The sequence below is a fragment of the Paraburkholderia diazotrophica genome (genome assembly GCF_038900755.1).
In the GTDB taxonomy this organism is placed as follows: domain Bacteria; phylum Pseudomonadota; class Gammaproteobacteria; order Burkholderiales; family Burkholderiaceae; genus Paraburkholderia; species Paraburkholderia diazotrophica_A.
This window is the reverse complement of the sequence record NZ_JBBPEN010000009.1, coordinates 256,274-276,211: the sequence shown is the minus strand read 5'-3', so window position 1 is coordinate 276,211 and position 19,938 is coordinate 256,274. Positions and strand designations below refer to the sequence as shown.

The window sequence follows — 19,938 nt, the reverse complement described above, 5'->3', positions numbered from 1 at the left end:
CCGAACCGTCCCATGCAATCGGACAATGTACACGTCACGGATTCGTATCATGCGAGCAGTGCCCGATATCGCCTCATGACCTCGTCTGAAGGACGCACGATGGGCGGCGAGTCATATCGGCACTTCCGGATCATTGGCCCGCGAGCCGCTTGCCCGCCACGTTATCGCCGGGATTTGCAGGCCATTGCGCGCGGATTTTCGTCAGGACCAGTTCCGGTAGCGGTATGTAGTCCAGCGTATCGACCGTTTGTCCCCCGTGGTTGAATGCCCAATCGAAGAACCTCAACGTTGCTCCGTCGTGGGCCGGGTTGTCCGGCGTTTGATGAATCAACACGTAGGTGGCCCCCATCACGGGCCACGCGTCCTTGCCCGGCTGGTTCGTCAGCAACTGGGAGAACGAACCGGACCAGTCGGCGCTGGCCACCGCTGCCTTGAACGTCGCGACGCCGGGCTGAACGACGGTGCCCGCAGCGTTGGTCATGGCCGTGTACGTCAAGTGATTCTGCTTCGTGAAGTCCCACGCGACATAGCCTATCGCGCCAGGCAGATATCCGACGTATGTCGCAACGCCTTCGTTTCCATTGCCGCCGATGCCGAGCGGCCAGCGCACGCTGGTGCCTTCGCCCACCCTGCGCTTCCATTCCGGGCTGACTTGCGCAAGATAATGCGTCCAGATGAGCGTCGTGCCTGAGCCGTCCTGACGACGCACGACGGCAATCGGGTAGTTTGGCATCTTGATCTTCGGATTCAGCCGCACGATAGTGGGGTCATCCCAATACAGGATCTTGCCGAGAAAGATATCGGCGATTACCTGCCCCGTCAGGACGACCTCGCCCGCTTTGAGACCGGGCAGGTTCACGACGGGCACCACGCCGCCGATCGCCGTTGGAAATTGCCGCAATCCGTTTTTGGCCAGCTGATCGTCGGTGAGCGGCGCGTCCGATCCAGCAAAGTCGACTTCGTGGGCCATGACCTGCTTGAGCCCATTCGACGAGCCCGTGCCGCGATAGATCACCTTGCTTCCGCCCGACTTCTGATAGTCGGTGGCCCACTTCATATAGAGCGGCGCGGCGAACGTGCTGCCGGCTCCCGTGATGTCGGCGGAATGGGCGGCGGCTGCAAACAGGCAGCAAAGCAGACTGGCCGTCAAGGTGCGCAATGTTCTCATGGATGGTCTCCGGTTGGATCTTGTCGCGGGACTTGCTTCAGGCGAAGTTGTCTGGCGCGCGAACTACAGCGTCGGAATCACGCTCGGAAACTCCAGGTGGTATTCCACGCGCTTGACTCCGGGCACGCATTCGGCCGCAATGTGGATCGCGCGCTTTTCCTCTTCGGATTCGATGACGCCCCACAAATGCGCGACACCGTCCTTGACGAGCACGCCCTGTTTCGGCAGCCTCCAGCGCTGCCCGCGCATTGCACGCACGATCGCGTCGCGCAGGCTCGCATCGTCGAGCGAAATAGCGTCGGCGGCCGGCACGACGCTCGCCAGCGCGCGGATCATATTCGAACGGCTCACGATTCCGACCAGCTTGCCGTCCTTGAGCACGGGCACGCGTTTGAGGTGCCGGCGCTCCATGAGGTCCGCGATCTCGGCGAGAGGCATGTCCTCCGAAATCGAAATCACCTGATTGCACATCACGTCGCCGACGACGTGACCGTGCTCCTTCACGTATCTCGCGGCCTGCTCGCGCGGCGATGACAACAGGAATTCGAGCCACCACCGACGCTTTCCGTGGCCGGTGCCGTTCTCCACACGATGCAACAGGTCTCCCTGGCTGACGATGCCGATGACCTTTTTGTTTTCGTCGACGACGGGCATGCCGCTGATGTGGTTGTCGACGAACAGTCTTGCAGCGTCGTGGATCGTCATGTCTGGTGTGGCGGTAACGACGGGCGTAGTCATGATGTCGAGTGCGCGCATGATCGTTCCTTCAGCGTGTCGCGTCGGGTCCCCATCTGTTGCACCCGTCGCATGGTTCCGGCAGACGCACCGGCAGCGGATCGCTCGGTGCTGAGGCGCCTTGATTCAATAAGCCGATGTGATATCCCGTCAGGGACGACCTGACCTGTTACGAATGCCGCTGTGAGCCGAAATCTTCGTACAGTTAGTTCGATGCGATCGCGAAGCGCTGAGCGCCATTGCGTGATTGGAGAACGATCAACGCGGATATCGATTTCAGTCCGGCTTTGGTTGCGCATTCAGGGATCGCCAAGCATGTCGAGCAGCGCCCGGGAGTCGCCGGTTCCAGACGGGCGCCGTGCGGTTCTTGCAGTCAGGCGTCAATTTCCACCGTAGTACTCGTTTATCCGGTTCAGCGACCCATCCTTTTCGGCGCGGATCAGTTCCTGATAGACCTGGGCGCGCGTCTTGCCGACACTCGCTCCGCTGGTGGTCGCGCCGGCCATCGTTCCGCCGACGGCATCGGTCGTCATCGCGGCATTGCTTTCGGAGCCAGTACTCGAAGTACTTGCTTCATCGGCGGCATAGACCTGCATCGCAGACAGTGACAGTGCTGCGACGGGAATCAAAAACATGGCTTTCATCGCATTCTCCAGCCTGGTGCATTGACATTGCCGACGCAGTTCGCCGGCATCGTCGACTGTATTCGCCGGTCACATGCGCATGAATAAGGTCCGAGTCCTAAAAGAGTATCGGGGATTGCCCTATTCGGCGGGCTGGCTTCGTTCTATCGGCTTCTGCCCGTTTCTATTGGCTCTCGATCCACTGAATGGCGAACCGCATCAGTTCCTTGCCGCTACGGATATTCAGCTTTTCCTTGATATTGGCCTGATGCGCCTCGATGGTCTTCACGCTCCGGCTCAGCTTCTCTGCGATTTCGCGCGTGCTGAAACCGAGGCCGATCAGGTGCAGTACTTCGAATTCCCGTTCCGACAGGCTCGCAATTCGGCCCTCCGGTTTTTTATGAGGCGCCGTAAGGGCTCTCGCCAGCTTCTCGTGCATGGCGGCGCTCAAGTAAACGTTGCCTGCCAGTACTTCGCGAATGGCACTCATGACGTGCTCCGTGGCCTCGAGTTTCATCAGATATCCGTTCGCTCCGGATCGCAGCGCGCGTTCAGCAAAGAGGCTTTCGTCATGCATGCTGAGCACGAGAATCATCAGATCCGGATAGCGATGACGAAGCGTCTTGACAAGCTCCAGGCCGGAGTCCGATTGCAGGCTGATGTCCACAATCGCCATGTCGGGCCGGCAGTTCATCGCTGCCAGAGCCTGTTCGGCGCTACCGGCTGCGCAGCAGACGTGCAGATCCTCTTGCAGATTCAGCAGATGTGTCATCCCCTCGCGGATGATCGGGTGATCATCCACGATCAGGATCTGGGTCGTACGGCTAGCGGATTTCTCGTGCACGGCCCGAACCCTCCGGCAGCGGATAGCTGATGGCGACCGTGGTGCCGCCCAGACCATTGCGAGTCACGGTGCAAGAGCCGCCTAGCAGGCTCGCACGGTGACGCAGGTTGTGCAGTCCCAGTCCTGACGCACGCTCCATTTCTTCCTGGCCGATGCCTACGCCATCGTCGCTGATCGAAAGCGTCTGGAGACCGCCCGCGCGCTCCAGGTCGATCCAGATGCGGTGGCCGTTGCAATACTTGAGCGCGTTGTTGACGGCTTCCTGCGCTGCACGGTAGAGGTTGATCTGCATGAGCGGATCGAGCAAGTCCACGTCTGGCGCGATCCGCAGCGTGCAATCCACGCCGTTGAGCGTGTGAGTCGTGTTTGCCAGCCCATGCAGTGCGGCCGCAAGACCGCCATATTCCATCGCGACCGGGTCCAGGCCGTGGGCAATCCTGCGGGTCGTCAAGGACGCCTGCTTCACCAGGCCGACGACGGTAGCGGCATCGGCGGCGGCGGGGTGGTCTTGCGTCTGCAGTTTCTGGTTCAGCGCGGTGCAGTACAGACCCAGGCTGGTCAGCTGTTGCCCGAGTCCATCATGCAGTTCCCGGCCGATGAGCCTCTGCTGCTGATCGCCGATCTGGATCAGTTCTCCTTCCAGCAAACGGCGTCGCGCCATCTCCTCCTTCAGTTCATTGTTTGCCTTCTCCAGGTCTTCCGTCCGCTCCTGAACGCGTCGTTCCAGTTCGATGTGAGCTTCCTGCAGCAGGCGATAAACGCGCTGCTCCTGAGCGCGTGCCGCCACCAGCAGCAGACCCGTTACCGCTACGACGTTCGCGAACGTGCACCACCTCGCGAGGCTATCCACTGGAGATTCTGCGGCGAAGGGGCCCGTGCCGTGCGTGGTGCCCCAGATGGCCACGATCGAGACCATCAGGGTCGCGATGCTGGTGCCGAGGTGCTGAAAGCGCAGCGCCGCCCAGATGATGAACGGGAAAATCGCGAGCGCCGCAGGGTAGTAGCCAAGCCCGGCAAGTTGCGGCGCGCCGAAGACGAGATAGCTGACCCAGAAGGTCGCAATAGTCAGCGCGCACGCTTCTATGGCCTGTTCGGCGGAGCGGACAGGATTCGAATACGTGAGGAAACTGAAGAGCGGCGGTGCCACGACGAGCACGCCCATCATGTCGCCGAGCCACCACTTCAGAAAGGCCGCGACGTACTGGGTAGCGGGCACCAGGCCGCCTGCCAGAAGCGCGGTCGTGCCGACCAGCGCGCTGACAGCCGTGCTCATCACGGCAGCGACGCCAATGAAGGCCAACACGTCATTGATGCGATCGAGGGTGATCTGGAATCGGGTCACGCGGTTCAACACGATCGCCGCCGTCAAGGTGCCAACCATCGACCCGGTGCCGATGATTGCGGCCACTGCAACGGGCACGCCCCCCGACACATTGGCCAGGAATGAGCCAATGGCAATCCCCGGCGCAACTCTGAAGCCGAGAGCGAGCAGCGCAACAAGAGCAATACCGCTGGAAGGCCACACGAGGGAGATCGCGCCGCCCACGACTGCGTAGGCAAGACCCGTCTTTGCACCCGCGTAATACGCCAATGCAACGATCCCGATGTGCACGAAAAGCCTGAACCTGGAATTGCCCCGAATGGTACCCATTGTTCGCTTCTTCCTGAAGCCGAAGTGCCAATACGCACCGCGCGCAGAGTAAACGCAATACGAGGCTGCGACAACGAGAAAAACGAGCCTTTCGACTGATGTTTGAGACGTGTGCTCTTCGCGGGGATCGAAGGTGGGAAAGTCGTATGTCAGCCAGCGAGTCACCCGGCGCCATTTCCTCACCTGACGACTCGATTGTCGTAGTACCCACTGCGTTAATCAAACGCTACACAGCGCGCGTTGACCTAAATCGCCGACTTGCAAGAACATTGTCAAATATAAGGAGGATGTGATTGTCCTGTCGCCCGTTCGCTTAAAGGGCGGCAGGTCCGCGCGCGATGATATTCAGCAGTAGCACGGCGAGCGCTTGTGCTTCCTTGCGCTCTTTCCAAGCGCTCGCCCGGTCACGTGGGCAGATCAGAAGTGCCCGTTGAGATCAGTACCCGGCGCGAAGGAAACGCCTCTTAGCACTTCCGCGTAGCCCGCGCTGCGTAGCGTGACGAACTTTTCCTGCGATGCGCCGGCAGCCGTCGTGTTCTTGACGACATCCCGAATGGCGACGAGCCTGTTCGGGTCCGCGCCGACATCGCCATTGCCGCTCACCGTCGACGTGATCGCCCAGATCGTCGCCGTGCCGTCGTCGTCGACGCGGCCGGTCAGGTTGCGCAAGCCATCCGTGGCGGGCGCCCAAGGCAATCCCGTCGCCGCATTGGAACCGGACGGATAGCCCTTGACGGTGTATTGCGTGCCGAGGTTGAGGCCGCCCTGCAACGTATAGGCGAGCGTCCACTTCTTCGTGCCTGCGTTATAGATCCACTTTTGCAGTCCGGCAGCCGATTGCGCTGCCGCGTGCGTGTAGAGATCGGCGCCGCCCGTGTAGCCGTCGCCTTCGTCGGCCACGTACAACGTATTCGCATCGGCGAACCAGAGTCCGAACGGGTACGAGAGCGTAGTCGCCGATTTGTTCGGCGTAGACGGGAAGCCAGCCAGGATGCACATGTTGTTCGGAAGGCCGCTGGTCTGAAGCGTCGGCGGGTTGTACGCAAGCGGCGCTGTCGGCAGTTTTGCTTGCGCAGACGGCACGCCGACGCCGTTCGGACATGCATTGCCCGTCGTATCGACGAAGTAGACGGTATTCACGCCGTTGCTGCCGCTTCCCTTCGTCAGGTACAGCACGTTGTTGAAGACGGTCATGCCGCGGAAATTGTCGTCCTTGCCGATCTTGTCCGCTTTCGCGCCCAGTTGCGTGACGGAGAAACTCGCCAGCGGCGCAGGCGTGCCCGGATCTTGTTGAGCTTCACGTTGTTTCGATGCATCGATGAATTGCGCGCCCGCGCCGAGAATCACGCCATCGGGTTGCGGGTTCGATCCATTGCCCGCATTACCCGCCGTATAGATGATGTCGTGCCCGTCGCTGTCGTTGAGAATCGCGGCGCGGCCGTTGTTGCCGCTATATGCATTGGTTTCCGTAAAGCGAAAGTGTCCGTTGCGATCGACGCGCGCGACAGCGCGATAGAAGTTCTGCCCGACAGGGTCGGTCGGATCGACTACACCGGGCGTGTTGGAGTTGGAAACGTCGATCGCATTCACGGGCGCGACATAACCCATGAATATCAGATATTTGCCGTCGGTGGACAGATGCAACGCGAGTTCCGACTTCGAGCTGAAGCTTGTCACCAACTGGTCGTGCGAGAAGCCCTGCAGCGTGCTGTTCGGCACTTCGAGCGCGCTCACGAATGCGCCGCCCGGCGTGATCTGATCGAGAAAGATGCGTGATGTGATGCCAAAGCTGGCATCGTAGCCGTCGTTATTCCAGACGTAGGGATAGCTGCCGTCGGAAGGTGCTCCCGTGGATGCGCTGCATCCGCCGTTAGTGCTGGCGCAATTGGGCGGCAGAATCGCGCCGACCCGAACGTTGCTCGAAAGATTGTCGTACACGCTGCGGCTGACAACCAGCAGACCCGGCTTGAAGCGGGCGTCGCCGTCGTGACCGGACGGCTGCGCGTGTGCGGCCGTGCTCGCGGAAATAACCGTGACAGCAAAGACAGACATGCTTGCGGCGGACATCAGATTGCGAACCATCGGGCGGGGATTCTCTTTTTTCATTTACGTCTCCGTAGGGGATCTGACAGGACTCGATCTGGCGGAACAGCAGGGATAGAGCCGGCTAAATCTAGCGGCGATTGATGAACAACTAATGGCGCAGGGCTTTCTCGAAGCTGGCAATCGGTTCGCTGGAATACGGTCGTAAGTGTCGTGAAATGGCTCTTTCAATAACCCGAAAACTTTTATATGGGAATTGGCAAAGTACTTGAAGGAGGAACGGAAAGTCAGCATTTGATTTCTATTTAAGCTGCTTAGGATTTGCTTCAGCAAAGACGGTGCCGGTGTTGGTTTGGCGCGCGGCGGACGCGGTGCAGTGTCTGGCTGAATCCAACACCTCGGCGATCGTTCGTCAATCGCTCGCTGCGGGCGAACGTCGATAGCACGGCCAAGAGGCACGATGCCGAACAGGTGGTGCGGATGCCGTCTCGATTGGCGCGGTTGTTGCAAACGATCGCTGCGTCAATTCAGGAGATGGTCATGCTCACGCTGCGCAACGTCGTCGCATCCTTGGCAACCCGTCGTTCGCTCGCGATCGTCGCCGCTTTCTCTGTTTCGGTGATGTGCGCGACGGGTATCGCGGCGTTCGCCGGTCTTTTGCCCGCATCCGATCACGTCGCTATGGCGGTGACGGCGACACCGTTTGTCGACATGCAAGTCGACGATGCCACTTCGACGAGATAATGATTTGCCGCGGCACGCGCAGCAGATTTCCTTGAAAAGAGTGGATGTCTTTCAGAGACTTTGCGTGGGGAACGGCAATTCACCGTAGGCCTTCTGTCCGACGATTCGGTCAGGCCGATCAGGCCATCGACTCGATTCCCTGTTTGAATTTGACACTCGTAGATCCTGCGATCGTAAGGAGGTTGACATGAGCAATGGACAGACGCGCAGCGACGCCGCAACGACGACCGGAAGAGCGAGCTTGGCCGACATGAAACTGGAGGTCGTCGTCATTCCCGTGTCGGACGTCGATCGCGCGAAGCAGTTCTACATTGGCTTGGGATGGAGGCTCGACGTCGATATCGCGAAGAATGACCAGTTTCGGGTCGTACACTTCACACCTCCGGGCTCGCAATGCTCGATCCTGTTCGGCAAGGGCGTCACGACAGCAGCGCCCGGCTCAGCACAGGGGCTTCACCTCATCGTGTCAGATGTAAGCGCGGCGCGCGCAGAACTCGTCGAACGGGGTGTCGACGTAAGCGAAATCTTCCACGACGTCGGCGGCGTATTCCACCATGCCGGCGAAGAAGGGCGCGTGAGCGGCCCTCATCCGGAACGGAAGAGCTACGGTTCATTCGCTTCATTCAGCGACCCCGATGGAAATGGCTGGGTTCTTCAGGAGGTGACCACACGGCTTCCCGGACGCGTGGAAACGCACGACACGACATTCGCTTCTTCGATTGAGCTTGCGGGTGCGCTGCGTCGTGCTGCGGCTGCGCACGGCGAGCACGAGAAACTAGCCGGCCAGCACGACGAAAACTGGCCGGACTGGTACGCCGAATTTATCGTCGGTGAGCAGGCCGCCTCGAAATGAGTCTTGCGTTCGGGCATTCGAGTGCGCGAGAAGCACAGTGTTGCTAAAGGCATGGTGATGTCATCGCGAATACATCGGGAGCCCAACGTCGTGTGACTCTTTGACACAAACTTTGTCGGGAAAGCGAGAGCGCTCAACGTCGACGCTCTCGCCGAAATCCGCAGCCCGGCACGATGGCTCGTGCGCCATTTCACCGGGACGGGAATCAACCGACTATTGCAGCCGCGTTCTGATTTCGTTCGCGAGTTGCTTCGTCGCTGCTTGCGTCGGCGCATCGGAGGCGAGCGCATTGAGCAGACCGAAATCGTGGATCGTGCCGTTGTAGCGCGTCGTCGTGACTTCATTGCCAGCGGCGCCGAGCTTGCGTCCGTATGCTTCGCCTTCGTCGCGCAGCACGTCGAATTGCGCAACCTGAATCAATGCGGGCGGCAGACCTTGCAGTTCGTCATCGGAGGCACGCAGCGGCGACGCGTAGACCTGCGCGCGCTGTGCGGGGTTCTTCGTGTAGGCGTCCCAGAACCACTGCATCATGGCTCGCGTCAGGAAGTGGTTCTTCTGATAGGCGAGGTACGAGCCGTCGCTGAAGTTTGCGTCAGTGACGGGCCACATCAGACCCTGGAAGCGGATTTGCGGACCGTGCTTGTCCTTCGCCATCAGGCTCACGACGGCCGCCATATTGCCGCCCACGCTGTTGCCGACCACGGCCAGACGGCTGCCGTCCACGCCAATCTCGTTGCCGTGTCCCGCGACCCATTTGGTCGCGGCATACGCCTGATTGATCGCGACAGGATAGCGAGCCTCGGGAGAGGGCGTGTAATTCACGAACACGGCCACCGCGCCGGACTGCACGACGAGGTCGCGCACGAGCCGTTCGTGGGTCTCGAAGTCGCCGAGTATCCAGCCGCCACCGTGGAAGAACATGAACACAGGCAACGTGCCCGTCGCACCTTGCGGGCGGACGATCGTCAGCGGCACGCTGATATCGTCCTGTTCGATCGTGCGGTTCGACACTTCGATGCCTGACAGATCGACCTTCACGCTGTTCTGCGCATCGATCAGCACCTGACGCGCCTTGGCGGGCGGCAGAGTATTGATGGCGGGACCCGTGCCGCTGTTGAGCTGCGTCAGGAATGCCGACGTGACGCGGTCCGGCGTTGCCTGCGCGGCGGGCGTTGCGGCCGAAGCAAGCATGGCGTTCGCGGCGAGCACGGCGGCGAGGATAAGGGGCTTTACGGGTTTCATTTTGAACTCCAATATTCTGTCAATGAGGCGAAGCCGATCAAACCAGCGTCAACGTGACGTCGATGTTGCCGCGCGTTGCATTCGAGTACGGGCATACGATGTGGGCCCTGTCGATCAGCGATCGAGCGGCGTCGGGGGCCATGCCGGGCAGCGAGATCTTCAGTTCGACTTCGATGCCGAAGCCGTTCGGAATCGCGCCAATGCCGACGCTGCCGTCGATGGCGACGTCTGCGGGAATGGGCGTCTTGTCGCGCGCCGCAACGAACTTCATCGCGCCAAGAAAACATGCGCTGTAACCAGCCGCAAACAGCTGCTCCGGATTGGCGCCTTCACCACCCGCACCGCCCAGTTCACGCGGCGTGACCAGCTTGAAGTCGAGCTTGCCCTCAGGGACGACGGCGCGGCCGTCGCGGCCTCCCGTGGCATGAGCGTGGGCGCGGTAAAGAACTTTTTCGATCGACATGATGTAACTCCCGACAAACATTGGTTGAAATACGAGGCGATTCGTTTGGGTATCTATGTGTAGATAGATAACTGCGCGAACCTCGACCCTGCTTCGATGCGTCTCGCCGAGTATCAATCTACTAGAAGATAGATAACCTGGCCCAACTAAAGGCGGTGCTCGACCGCCTCAATACATCTACTTCAAAACCTTCCACGAAGTCTCGACTTCTTCGAGCCGCGCCTTCGTTCTGAACAACCGGCTTGCAAGCACGCTGCCCTGATAGGCGGCGTACAGCGTTCGTGCGACGTGCTCGGGTTTGCCGTTGACGTTCAACGTACCCTCCTTCGCGCCTTGCGCAAGCACCTTTGCGAGCCAGCTTTCGTTGGCCTTGAAGAAGGACTGCACGGCAGCGCGCACGTTATCGGGCAATGCCTCGATATCGGCGGCGAGCATACCGCAGAGGCAGATCTGATCGCCTTCTCCGAGGGTTCTGCCGAACAGCTTTGTGTACTTGCTGAGCTTCTGATCCGCCCGAAGCGAAGCGTCTATAGAACCGAGCGCGGCGAGAATGCCGCTGCTGTACTGGTTGACGGCTTCGAGCACCAGGTCGTCTTTCGACGGAAAGTAATAGTGGATGCTCGAAGTTTTCACGCCAACCAAGCCGGACAGGTCGCGATAGCTAAAACCGTTGTAACCGCGGAGCATCATCAACGTGATGGCGTGGTCGAGAATCTGATCGCGAACGGTGCTTGTCGGTTCCATGTAGCGTACTTTATCTACTGCTAGATAGAATGTCAAGGTACTTTTCTGCATGCAGTATTCATCGTCTCATTCGAACGCTCCCGTGCGCACCTCGCCGTCGCGCATGTAGCGCGTAATCAGCACTCCGCCAGGCGTGCTGATCGAACGCGCGAGAGTGAAGGCGGACGCCAGTGCGTCTTCGCCGAACAGGCGCTTGCCGCGCCCAAGCATGACGGGATAAATCACAAGCCGAAGCTCGTCCACGAGACCGGCTGCGAGCAGTTGGCGCACCATGTTGCCGCTGCCGAACGTCAATAGATCAGCGCCGTTCTGACGTCGAAGCGCGCGTATCGCGTCCGCGAGATCGCCCTTCAGTGCGTGACTGTTGTGCCAGTCGAGCGTATCGGACCGATGCGTGGCCACGTGCTTCGATACGCTGTTGAACCGGTCTGCGATGGCCCGGCTGCCTGAATCGGCCGGCACGCGCGGCCAATATGCCGCGAATATGTCGTAGGTGGTACGGCCCAGCAGCAAGTCGAACGGCCGTGAGAGCAGGTCCTGCAAGTTTCGGCTGATGGCTTCGTCGGCATAGGGAACGATCCAGCCACCGAGGCGAAAATCGTCACTGGGATCTTCTCCCGGGCCGCCAGGGGCTTGGATGACGCCATCCAGACTGACGAAAGCGGAAACGATGAGCTTGCGCATAATGATCTCCCGATCTACGGACGCGGTCGGTCCACAGATACGACGAACGATTCGCATGTGAATCGACAAATAGCGCAGCGGCCTGCATGCGGTGCCGTGCGGCCTCGATCTCACTCAATCCGAGACTGCTGGCAATCCTGCTGATACCAACGATCTACCTGACGTAGCGCCTCCTGTAGATCATCGGGATAGTACGGATCAAACCACCTGGACGGCTCGTACCCCGCCGCCTCGAGCGCGGCGAGTTCACTCCTGTTGCGCTGGGGTGTGAGGGGCGCGTTGTTCCTGAGAGCGGTTAGGTCGCGGCATTGCGCTGCGCTCAGATGTGCCGCGCCGTCCGCTGTGCCGCTTGTGGCGCAGCCGGCGAGCGAGAAGGCCAAAGCGAGAAGCACTGGCCAGATCGTCGGCGAGTTCTTCATGCCACGTCTCCCTTCAGTAAATCAGCGCTGTACGAGGGCTGAAATCAGTGCCCGCGCGGCGGTTCGTCGATAACCCATTGCGCCGCCCGGATTGAATCATTTTACGTTTGCCGCCATCGCGACATCACTGAACGACGCTAGCCCGATAATTGACACCAATTCAAAAAGCGAGCGCAGAAAAAAGTCGCAACAGCCATTGAAACATTAACGCGTTGAGGATGTACCTGAGCGGTTGATTGGGGGGTTCTGTACCGGCTAGCGGGGCAATGAAACCTGCTCCAGTGCTAAAGAAAGAGCCTGCCCACCGGCAGCACGCAATCGGGCACTGCGTATGCTTAAGTAAATCGAACGCGCGAGAGGCGTGCCGGTTCTTCTCGCCATCCTTGGCAGCAGTTGCGCTGCGGTCAAAAGGCGTTCGGTCGAACCGACGAAGCAGAAGCAGGGGTAGTCCGTGTTACTCCAGAAGCGGGTTCGCAGAGTTTTGCGAGCCGCCGCGCTTGCCGTTGTCGTCGGTATTTCCTGTTCGCTACCTGCAGCGTTCGCTGCCGATATCGTTCAAGATCCATCGGGAAAAACCGACGCTGTGCCCGCCGGATCACGGGAAAGCGAGCCTGGCGTATTTCCGGCTACCGTTGACCGATACGTTCCCGCCGTAGTCAGCGTCATACCGCAGTCGACGCAGAAGCCTCCGGCAGTAGAAGCCGTCGATCCCGCCGCTCGCGATATCGCTGAGAAAAATGGAGCTGAGGAAAATGAGTCCGCAGGCGACGTGCATCGCCAGCCGATGGAGAAAGACGTGCAAGCGCCCTTTGCCCGGCTTGACCAGTACCAGGTCGCCGTCGCGCAACGCATCGAGAAGAGCAACCCGTCGGACGTGCTGCACGGCAATCCCCAGGCGATGCTGCGCTCGGTTGTGGTGCTTTCGGTCGTCGTCGATCGCGGCGGACGCGTAATCGGATCTTCGGTGTATCGGACGAATGGCGACGGCGACGCTGAGCGCATTGCGCTTGCATCGCTTCGCCGCTCTTCGCCGTTGCCACAGCCGCCGGCGCAACTGCTCGATGGACGCGGGCAACTGGAACTCTTCGAGGACTGGCTATTCAACGACAACCGCAAATTCCACATGCGTGAGCTCACGCCACCGCAAGCGCAGACGCTGAACTGACTTGCACGACGGATGGCCCGATATCCGACGTGACCGCTGCTCGAATCTCCACTGTATTAACGAAGCACTTCACCGTGCGCCGGATCAGTGCGCAGAACCACACGCTGCACGCACAACGAAAACCAATCCTATCCTGTCGTGAACCTTGATATACGGCTTACATTTTCCTAAAGTGAACTGGGCCGCATCGGCAAAAGTAATGTCCATCCTGAGCCATCCGATCCACCCATCGTCAGTAATCGTCTGCACGGAAGCGCTGCACAAGTCCGTCGACTGATCTGCGACCGCCATCCGCTTTTCGAAAGAAGCCGATGCTTCATCGGCACGGGATAGCGACTTCTTCGCATCGCGTTTTACGTCGACACAGTTCTACTACGTGACGGGCGAATCGCTGAAGGAGAAAGAAATGATCAATTCTTCTGAAATTCGCCAATCCGGTTTTCGGGGTGAGGTCATTCAATCTGCCGATTCCGAATACGACAAGGCGCGTGCCGTATTCAATGTCTCGATCGACCGGCGTCCTCTTCTGATTGCGCGCTGCGTTGACGCCGACGATGTGGCAAGGATCGTGGCGCTCGCACGCGAGCACGATCTGCCGCTCGCCGTACGCAGTACCGGCCATAACGTTGCCGGATATGCAGTCTGCGACGACGGCGTCGTGATCGATCTGTCGCTCATGAAGGCGATCACAGTCGATCCGTCGGCGCGCACTGTGCGTGTGGAAGCAGGTTGCAATTGGGCTGAAGTCAACGACGCGCTTCAGTTGCACGGCCTGGCCGCCACGGGCGGCTTCGTGTCGATTACGGGCGTGAGCGGACTGACACTGGGTGGTGGCCTTGGCTGGCTCGTCCGCAAGCATGGACTCGCGCTCGACAATCTTCTTAGCGCCGATGTCGTGCTCGCCGACGGTCGTAAGGTGAAAGCCAATAGCCGCGAGAATGAGGATTTGTTCTGGGCGATACGCGGCGGCGGAGGCAACTTCGGCGTGGTGACGTCGTTCGAATTTCAGGCGCACCCGGCCGGAACCGTGCTCGCCGGTATTGTGCTCCATCCCGCCAGCGCAGCGGCGGGTGCGATCCGCAGATGGCGAGATCTCGAAGCGGAAGCCCCGGACGAATCGACGATAGGCGCGCTTCTGTTTCACATGCCGGACGATCCTTCGCTGCCTCCACCGATGCGCGGCGCCCCCGTCGCAGGTATCGGTGGCGTGTACGCCGGTTCGGTAGAAGAGGGCGAGAAAGTCTTGCAGCGCTTGCGCGAATACGGACCGCCCCTCGTCGACAAATTTGCACCCACGCCATACAACGAAGCTCAGCGCATGGCGGACTTCCTGTGGCCGCCCGGCCTGCATAGCTATTGGAAATCGAGCTACCTCAAGGCGCTCGACGACACGGCTATCGACATCGTCGTCGATCGTTTTGCGCGTGTCCCGTCACGACAGACCGTGATCGTGCTGGAGAACTACGGCAACAGCGCATGGAGCCGCGTTCCCGAATCCGCGACCGCGTTCGGGCATCGCAACTGGCCGTGGAATATCGTGATCACGTCCGGTTGGTCCGATGCAAAGGATAGTGAACGGAACATTGCATGGACGCGCGAGTTGCTCGACGCGCTGAGCCCGTACACAGCGCCCGGCGCGTACGTCAACTATCTGGGCGGCGACGAAGGCGTTGACGGATTGCAGGCAGCGTATGGAAGCAAGCTCGGTCGGCTCGCCTCGATCAAGGCAAAGTACGACCCGGCAAACCTGTTCCGCCTGAACCAGAATATCGCGCCTGCGCCGCTCGCGGATGCGCCGGGCGGGTGAATGGGTCTGTGATGCACGTCACTGATCGCGGAGCCCCGTGCGGACGTAGCGGCGTATCGCATCAGGCGCACGGGCCGAACGAACGCGACAGCGTCGCGAAACGAGCCGTGTTGCGCTGACGAGATACAGCCCCGGCGATTAGCCGCTGCTGATGTTGCGCGCCTGGTCATCACCGTCGGCCCGGTCGTGCCGCCGATCACGCTGCCCATTGCGTTGATCCGCGCGATGCCGGCGGTCATCGTTCGAAATTCATAAAGTCCATTTCGCGAATGCGGCCACAACGATAGATCAGGCAAGAGGTAGGCATCGATGGACCGCTAGTTACCTAAGGTCCTTCCCGAACTTCTCCCGAGCTTATGGACATTCGCACAGACGCTGCCGCGTAATAGTGCTGAAAGCCCGCCCGGCGTAGTATGGCTTCGTGCGATACACATCTACGCGGGGTCCGCAATGAACGAAGGTTCGATGAGAGGCTACCGTAAGGACGAATGGAGTGAACTGCTCCTGATCGTGATGAAGACGAGCCTGTCAGTCGCTCACGAACTCGCATTGCCACCTGATGCCGTGCTCGACTGTGCCGCGACGCACCTGCTTTTCCACGACTTCGCAAGTTTGGCCTCGGCGATGCAGGGCGCCTCTCGAGTGCACGACTGCCTCGGACGACGCGCTAGCATTCCCGCGGTCGAAGTCGCGTATATCAAGAGCCTCGCGGCACGTATCGACACCGACAGAAATGTACTCGCCCATCCGCCGACGACGTGCGCATCCGACCTTCAGCGTCACGTCGAAGCGCCTGCTCAAGCGTACGAAAAAGTAGCAACGGCAATTCAGGCATTGAAGACCGATGTGCGCCAGACGTTCATGCAGAGCAGCATGTACAGCGATACCGCCGTTGAAGCCGCTTCCGGATTCGCAAAGGCGCTTGCGGAGATAACACCTGGCAACGATGGCGTCGACGCCTATGAGCGGGCGCTCGCCGCGCTGCTGCATGTGCGGTTCACTGGGCCGCTTCAACTTGTCGATAGAAATGCGGACGACGCGGAGCGTCATCCCGGTGGTGACCAGCACGCGGGAACTGTGCCCCTGTCGACTGCGCCGGGGGGCTGGATACAACGTGTCGAGGATGCAGTTCACCATCCTGCCAAGCTGCACAAGTAAGCCATTGCGCGCGAGGCATCGACGGGCGTGTGGGCTCGTGCGCTCCGAAGCGAAGGCGCTTTCACGCATTCGCTTCGAAGCGGCGACGATCACGAGTGCGCGTAGACCGGTTCGAGGCCGATGATGTTTTGCTGCGCGGCGGGCGCTTGCGCCGTGTCATGACGCGAGCCCGCGCTCGCCTGACCCGCCGTGACGCCGCCATAGGACGCGTCCTTTTGCGCCTGGATGCGCGACAGCGCTGCTTCGATGTTGCTCGGGTATTGCGTGTAGTCGCTTGCGGGGTTGTAGCCGGCCTGTTGCAACTGAACCAGTTCGGCGCGCACTTGCGCGCGGGTCAGCGGCTGGTTCGACTGCGCGAACGAAAGAACAGGAGCGGCGATCAATGCTGCGACGAAAAGGGATTTCACGAGTTTCATGAGTATTCTCCAGAAGTTGAGTGGCTTTCGGTGATGCTTCCGGGCGGCCGTCGCGCGTTGCACGTTGCATTCGCGATTGCATGTCGTCCCGGCAAGTCGCACTGTCATGAATCAACCTTGCGTGACGTTATTTGAATCCGCGCATGTATCTGGCTCGTTTCCCGAATGCGCGGGAATGTAAGCCACTGTTTCCCGAGCGGCGGTAGATACATTGCGGTACAAAAGTCCCGCCGGCGCCGCTTCAAATAGAAAACGCCGCTGCGCCAATCAGTGTGGTTCGCCGAGACATGCATCGGCTACGTCGACGATCGGCTCGATGTCGGCATGGGCTTCGGGAGAGCGATCGACGCATTTGATCTGCAATAGCGTCCACCAGATGCCGGGCGGATTGTGGCCGAGCCACATCACGGTTGCCGCCGCTTTGGTTCGGAGGCTCCATCGCTGCCAGTCGGCGCCCGTTGGTGAAAAATGGCCTTGTGTATCGGCGTATCGGGTGTGGTCCAGGCCGTAGCGTTTCAGGTAAGCAGGATTGAGTCGCTCGTCGAGCGTAAGCTGACGGTGAGCGATGCGCACCTGTTGATCCCTTTCGTCCTGGCTAAAATCGCTCACCGCGCGGCTGACGACTGACAACTCGTACAGCAGCGCCGCGCCCACTGCCAGAAACGTCGCGGCAATGCAGAGCACGAGCACCACGATGATTCGTCGTCCCGCTTTTCGTGCGCGGGCCATTCAGTTCTCCTGGTTCGCCATGCGACGTAAAGAACGCATGCGATCCCAGCCTGCCACAATCTTCGCGATCGCGGTGTAGCATTCCACCGTGTGCGGATGACTTTCTGGAATCCCAGCGCAAGAGCATCGATGGGAAGCATGATGTCAATCGAGTGGAAGCGCCGCGTCCTGCTGTTCGTCAAGCGCCTCTGGCAGCCGACCAGCGCGTGCATGACCTGCATGCCGGGCAGCTGGGGCAATATTCTGAGTCTCGCCCACTGGACTATTGCATTGCAAACAGGTGTGTTCACCGGAATCCTCGCTGTACTTCTGACTTTTACACCGTTGGCGAGGCTCTATTCGCGGCGATACGGCAATGCGCTGATCGTCGGATTCCTGACGATGTTAGGCGACGCGTACTCACACCCGAATCACTATGGCGTTCCTTTTGCCGAGGCGATCGTAACGGGTGTGACGTCGGGCCTGCTGGCGCTGGCTGCTTCATATGTTTTTGAGGACCGCGCCCGACGCCTTCGCGCGGCATGCACCCGGATTTCCCGATTGCTGGTTCACTGACGGTATGTACGTTATCGCGGCGTCAACAAGCGTCATATACTGGCTCAGTGCATCTGGAGTATGCATCGGAATGTCCTGGGCGCATTCGATGAGCGCTGCGACCAGAAAACAAACGACGCCGTAACCGTATCGCTCGGCTGTTTGCCTGCGCATGTCCTTTCGTCGGACGTGACGACCACGAGGCCTGGTGGTCCGGGATCTGCGGCACCTGCCAGGCAGGACGAAGAGGACGAAGCCATGCTGACTATCGATGACATCCGGGCAGTTCCGCTCTTCTCGTCACTTCCCGCCAATGAACTGGAGAGCCTCGCGCACACGTCCGCCGATCTGCATCTGTGCGCGGGCGAATTTGCCGTCCACGAAGGCGGCGAACGCGCGCTCTATGCGGTGCTGTCAGGCAAGATGGAAGTCATCAAGACGTTCGACGGCATCGAGCGCACGTTGGGCTGGCGTCTGCCGGGCACCATCTTCGGCGAAGTGCCGCTTGCGCTGAGTTCGCCGTTTCCCGGCGCATATCGGGCCGCGGAGCCCTCGCGCGTGATGCGCGTCGATGCGCAGCGCTACTACGCGCTCGCTGCCGCATCGCCGGAGGTCGCGCTCAAGATGGGGGCGCTTGCGCGCGAGCGCATCGGCGGTCTTCAGAGCCTCTCCGCCGAACCGCCGAAGGCGCGCGTGACGATCGTCGGCAATCGCTGGGACAACGCCTGTACCGCGCTGCGCCAGTTCCTCGCGCGCAATCAGATCAGCCATGACTGGATGGCGCCCGACGCGCCCGAACTGCCGGCGCGCTGGCCTGACACGATGCCGTCCGAGGCGGAGTGCCCCGCGCTGCGGCTCGTCGATGGAACGGCGCTTAGCCGGCCCGCGACGCGCGAGCTCGCACGCCTGCTGGGTTTGCAGACGCAGCCTCGCTTCGCCGAATACGATACGGCGATCATCGGCGGCGGGCCGGCAGGCCTGGCCGCGGCAGTGTACGGCGCATCGGAAGGCCTGCGCACGCTGGTACTGGAGCGCGAGGCGCCGGGCGGGCAGGCCGGCACGTCATCGCGCATCGAGAACTATCTCGGCTTCCCGAACGGCGTTTCCGGCGACGAACTCGCAAGCCGCGCGCTACAGCAGGCGAGGCGGCTCGGCGCTGAGATTCTGGTCACGCGGTCGGTGGCGCGGGTCGATGTGGAAAGACGCGCGATTTATCTCGACGGCGGCGATGTCGTCCGCTCGCAGACGATCATTCTCGCGACCGGGGTGACGTGGCGGCGCCTCGCGATCGATGGCTTCGACCGGTTCATTGGCAAAGGAATCTACTACGGCGCGTCGCGCAGCGAAGCAGGCGCGACGCATGGACTGGATGTTCATCTGATCGGTGGTGGAAATTCGGCTGGACAGGCCGCGCTCTTTTTTGCCAATCACGCGCGCAGGGTGACGCTCGTCGTGCGAGGCGATTCGCTCGAGAAGGGCATGTCGCGCTATCTGATCGAGCAGCTCGCCGGCAAGGATAATGTGGCGGTGCAGTTGCGATCGGAAGTCGTCGGCGCATATGGCGATACGTGTCTGAGCGCGATCGACGTGCGCGATGGAGCGAGCGAAGAGGTGCGCCGCTACGACTGCGGCGGCTTGTTCGTATTCATCGGCGCCGACGCGGAAACGGAGTGGCTGCCGACGGAAATCGCGCGCGACGCACGCGGCTATGTTCTGACCGGCGACGATGTCGTCAAGGCGGGCCGCTGGTCCCATCAACGCGACCCATACCTGCTCGAATCCAGCGTACCCGGCGTGTTCGCCTGTGGAGATGTGAGGTTGAGTCCCGTCAAGCGCGTTGCTTCGGCGGTCGGCGAGGGCAGCATGGCAATCGCTTTCGCACACAAGTATCTGCAGTTCGACGCGCGGTAGCGCCT

Annotated in this window: 19 protein-coding genes and 1 pseudogene; 7 read left to right on the top strand and 13 right to left on the bottom strand. The window is 60.6% G+C overall.

Annotation, left to right across the window (positions count from 1 at the left end; translation table 11 throughout):
- Nucleotides 1-130: 130 nt before the first annotated feature.
- From pstS to AABE10_RS26465, 6 genes are all read right to left on the bottom strand, one after another.
- A complete protein-coding gene (gene pstS, locus AABE10_RS26490; protein WP_342936167.1) occupies nucleotides 131-1,168 on the bottom strand; it encodes a phosphate ABC transporter substrate-binding protein PstS in 1,038 nt (345 codons plus the stop codon).
- Nucleotides 1,169-1,231: 63 nt separating this feature from the next.
- The gene (locus tag AABE10_RS26485; protein WP_342936166.1) at nucleotides 1,232-1,924 is read right to left on the bottom strand and encodes a CBS domain-containing protein; all 693 of its coding nucleotides are present in this window, start codon (nucleotides 1,922-1,924) and stop codon (nucleotides 1,232-1,234) included.
- Between the two features lie 359 nt (nucleotides 1,925-2,283).
- A complete protein-coding gene (locus tag AABE10_RS26480) occupies nucleotides 2,284-2,547 on the bottom strand; it encodes a DUF4148 domain-containing protein (RefSeq protein ID WP_342936165.1) in 264 nt (87 codons plus the stop codon).
- A 163-nt stretch (nucleotides 2,548-2,710) separates the two neighbouring features.
- Complete coding sequence (locus tag AABE10_RS26475; protein WP_342936164.1) at nucleotides 2,711-3,370, bottom strand: response regulator transcription factor; 660 nt, start codon at nucleotides 3,368-3,370, stop codon at nucleotides 2,711-2,713.
- Nucleotides 3,351-5,021 carry an MASE1 domain-containing protein gene (locus tag AABE10_RS26470; protein ID WP_342936163.1) on the bottom strand — a complete coding sequence of 557 codons (1,671 nt, stop codon included), beginning with the start codon at nucleotides 5,019-5,021 and terminating at the stop codon, nucleotides 3,351-3,353. Before AABE10_RS26470 ends, AABE10_RS26475 begins: the two co-directional genes overlap by 20 nt.
- 417 nt (nucleotides 5,022-5,438) lie before the next feature.
- Nucleotides 5,439-7,127 carry a hypothetical protein gene (locus AABE10_RS26465; RefSeq protein ID WP_342936162.1) on the bottom strand — a complete coding sequence of 563 codons (1,689 nt, stop codon included), beginning with the start codon at nucleotides 7,125-7,127 and terminating at the stop codon, nucleotides 5,439-5,441.
- Between the two features lie 417 nt (nucleotides 7,128-7,544).
- Between AABE10_RS26465 and AABE10_RS26460 the strand changes: the two genes are divergently transcribed.
- Nucleotides 7,545-7,808 carry a hypothetical protein gene (locus AABE10_RS26460; protein WP_342936274.1) on the top strand — a complete coding sequence of 88 codons (264 nt, stop codon included), beginning with the start codon at nucleotides 7,545-7,547 and terminating at the stop codon, nucleotides 7,806-7,808.
- Nucleotides 7,809-7,995: 187 nt separating this feature from the next.
- Nucleotides 7,996-8,661, top strand: coding sequence for a VOC family protein (locus AABE10_RS26455; protein ID WP_342936161.1), 666 nt, complete (start codon nucleotides 7,996-7,998; stop codon nucleotides 8,659-8,661).
- Nucleotides 8,662-8,874: 213 nt separating this feature from the next.
- Here the strand turns inward: AABE10_RS26455 and AABE10_RS26450 are convergent, their stop codons facing one another.
- The 5 genes from AABE10_RS26450 to AABE10_RS26430 form a co-directional block, all read right to left on the bottom strand.
- Nucleotides 8,875-9,903: an alpha/beta hydrolase gene (locus tag AABE10_RS26450; RefSeq protein ID WP_342936160.1), complete on the bottom strand. Its 1,029-nt coding sequence runs from the start codon at nucleotides 9,901-9,903 to the stop codon at nucleotides 8,875-8,877.
- A 37-nt stretch (nucleotides 9,904-9,940) separates the two neighbouring features.
- Nucleotides 9,941-10,366: an organic hydroperoxide resistance protein gene (locus AABE10_RS26445; RefSeq protein WP_342936159.1), complete on the bottom strand. Its 426-nt coding sequence runs from the start codon at nucleotides 10,364-10,366 to the stop codon at nucleotides 9,941-9,943.
- Nucleotides 10,367-10,543: 177 nt separating this feature from the next.
- Nucleotides 10,544-11,110, bottom strand: a complete 567-nt coding sequence (locus AABE10_RS26440) for a TetR/AcrR family transcriptional regulator (RefSeq protein WP_342936273.1) — start codon at nucleotides 11,108-11,110, stop codon at nucleotides 10,544-10,546.
- Between the two features lie 66 nt (nucleotides 11,111-11,176).
- Entirely contained in the window at nucleotides 11,177-11,794 is a 618-nt protein-coding gene (locus AABE10_RS26435) for a dihydrofolate reductase family protein (RefSeq protein ID WP_342936158.1), read from the bottom strand.
- Between the two features lie 110 nt (nucleotides 11,795-11,904).
- Nucleotides 11,905-12,213 carry a DUF4148 domain-containing protein gene (locus tag AABE10_RS26430; protein ID WP_342936157.1) on the bottom strand — a complete coding sequence of 103 codons (309 nt, stop codon included), beginning with the start codon at nucleotides 12,211-12,213 and terminating at the stop codon, nucleotides 11,905-11,907.
- Nucleotides 12,214-13,024: 811 nt separating this feature from the next.
- On the opposite strand from AABE10_RS26430, the pseudogene AABE10_RS26425 reads away from it, so the two are divergent.
- From AABE10_RS26425 to AABE10_RS26415, 3 genes and pseudogenes are all read left to right on the top strand, one after another.
- Nucleotides 13,025-13,378 (top strand): annotated as a pseudogene (locus AABE10_RS26425) (TonB family protein); the annotation flags it as partial.
- Between the two features lie 406 nt (nucleotides 13,379-13,784).
- Nucleotides 13,785-15,185, top strand: a complete 1,401-nt coding sequence (locus AABE10_RS26420) for an FAD-binding oxidoreductase (protein ID WP_342936156.1) — start codon at nucleotides 13,785-13,787, stop codon at nucleotides 15,183-15,185.
- Between the two features lie 450 nt (nucleotides 15,186-15,635).
- The gene (locus AABE10_RS26415) at nucleotides 15,636-16,343 is read left to right on the top strand and encodes a hypothetical protein (protein WP_342936155.1); all 708 of its coding nucleotides are present in this window, start codon (nucleotides 15,636-15,638) and stop codon (nucleotides 16,341-16,343) included.
- Between the two features lie 89 nt (nucleotides 16,344-16,432).
- Here the strand turns inward: AABE10_RS26415 and AABE10_RS26410 are convergent, their stop codons facing one another.
- Both AABE10_RS26410 and AABE10_RS26405 read right to left on the bottom strand, forming a co-directional pair.
- Nucleotides 16,433-16,759 carry a DUF4148 domain-containing protein gene (locus AABE10_RS26410; RefSeq protein WP_342936154.1) on the bottom strand — a complete coding sequence of 109 codons (327 nt, stop codon included), beginning with the start codon at nucleotides 16,757-16,759 and terminating at the stop codon, nucleotides 16,433-16,435.
- Nucleotides 16,760-17,026: 267 nt separating this feature from the next.
- Nucleotides 17,027-17,488, bottom strand: coding sequence for a hypothetical protein (locus AABE10_RS26405; RefSeq protein WP_342936153.1), 462 nt, complete (start codon nucleotides 17,486-17,488; stop codon nucleotides 17,027-17,029).
- Between the two features lie 141 nt (nucleotides 17,489-17,629).
- Here AABE10_RS26405 and AABE10_RS26400 point away from each other — a divergent pair, with 141 nt between their 5' ends.
- Together AABE10_RS26400 and AABE10_RS26395 are read left to right on the top strand one after the other, a co-directional pair.
- Nucleotides 17,630-18,043: a hypothetical protein gene (locus tag AABE10_RS26400; RefSeq protein ID WP_342936272.1), complete on the top strand. Its 414-nt coding sequence runs from the start codon at nucleotides 17,630-17,632 to the stop codon at nucleotides 18,041-18,043.
- Nucleotides 18,044-18,280: 237 nt separating this feature from the next.
- Complete coding sequence (locus AABE10_RS26395; RefSeq protein ID WP_342936152.1) at nucleotides 18,281-19,933, top strand: FAD-dependent oxidoreductase; 1,653 nt, start codon at nucleotides 18,281-18,283, stop codon at nucleotides 19,931-19,933.
- The last annotated feature ends 5 nt before the right edge of the window (nucleotides 19,934-19,938 follow it).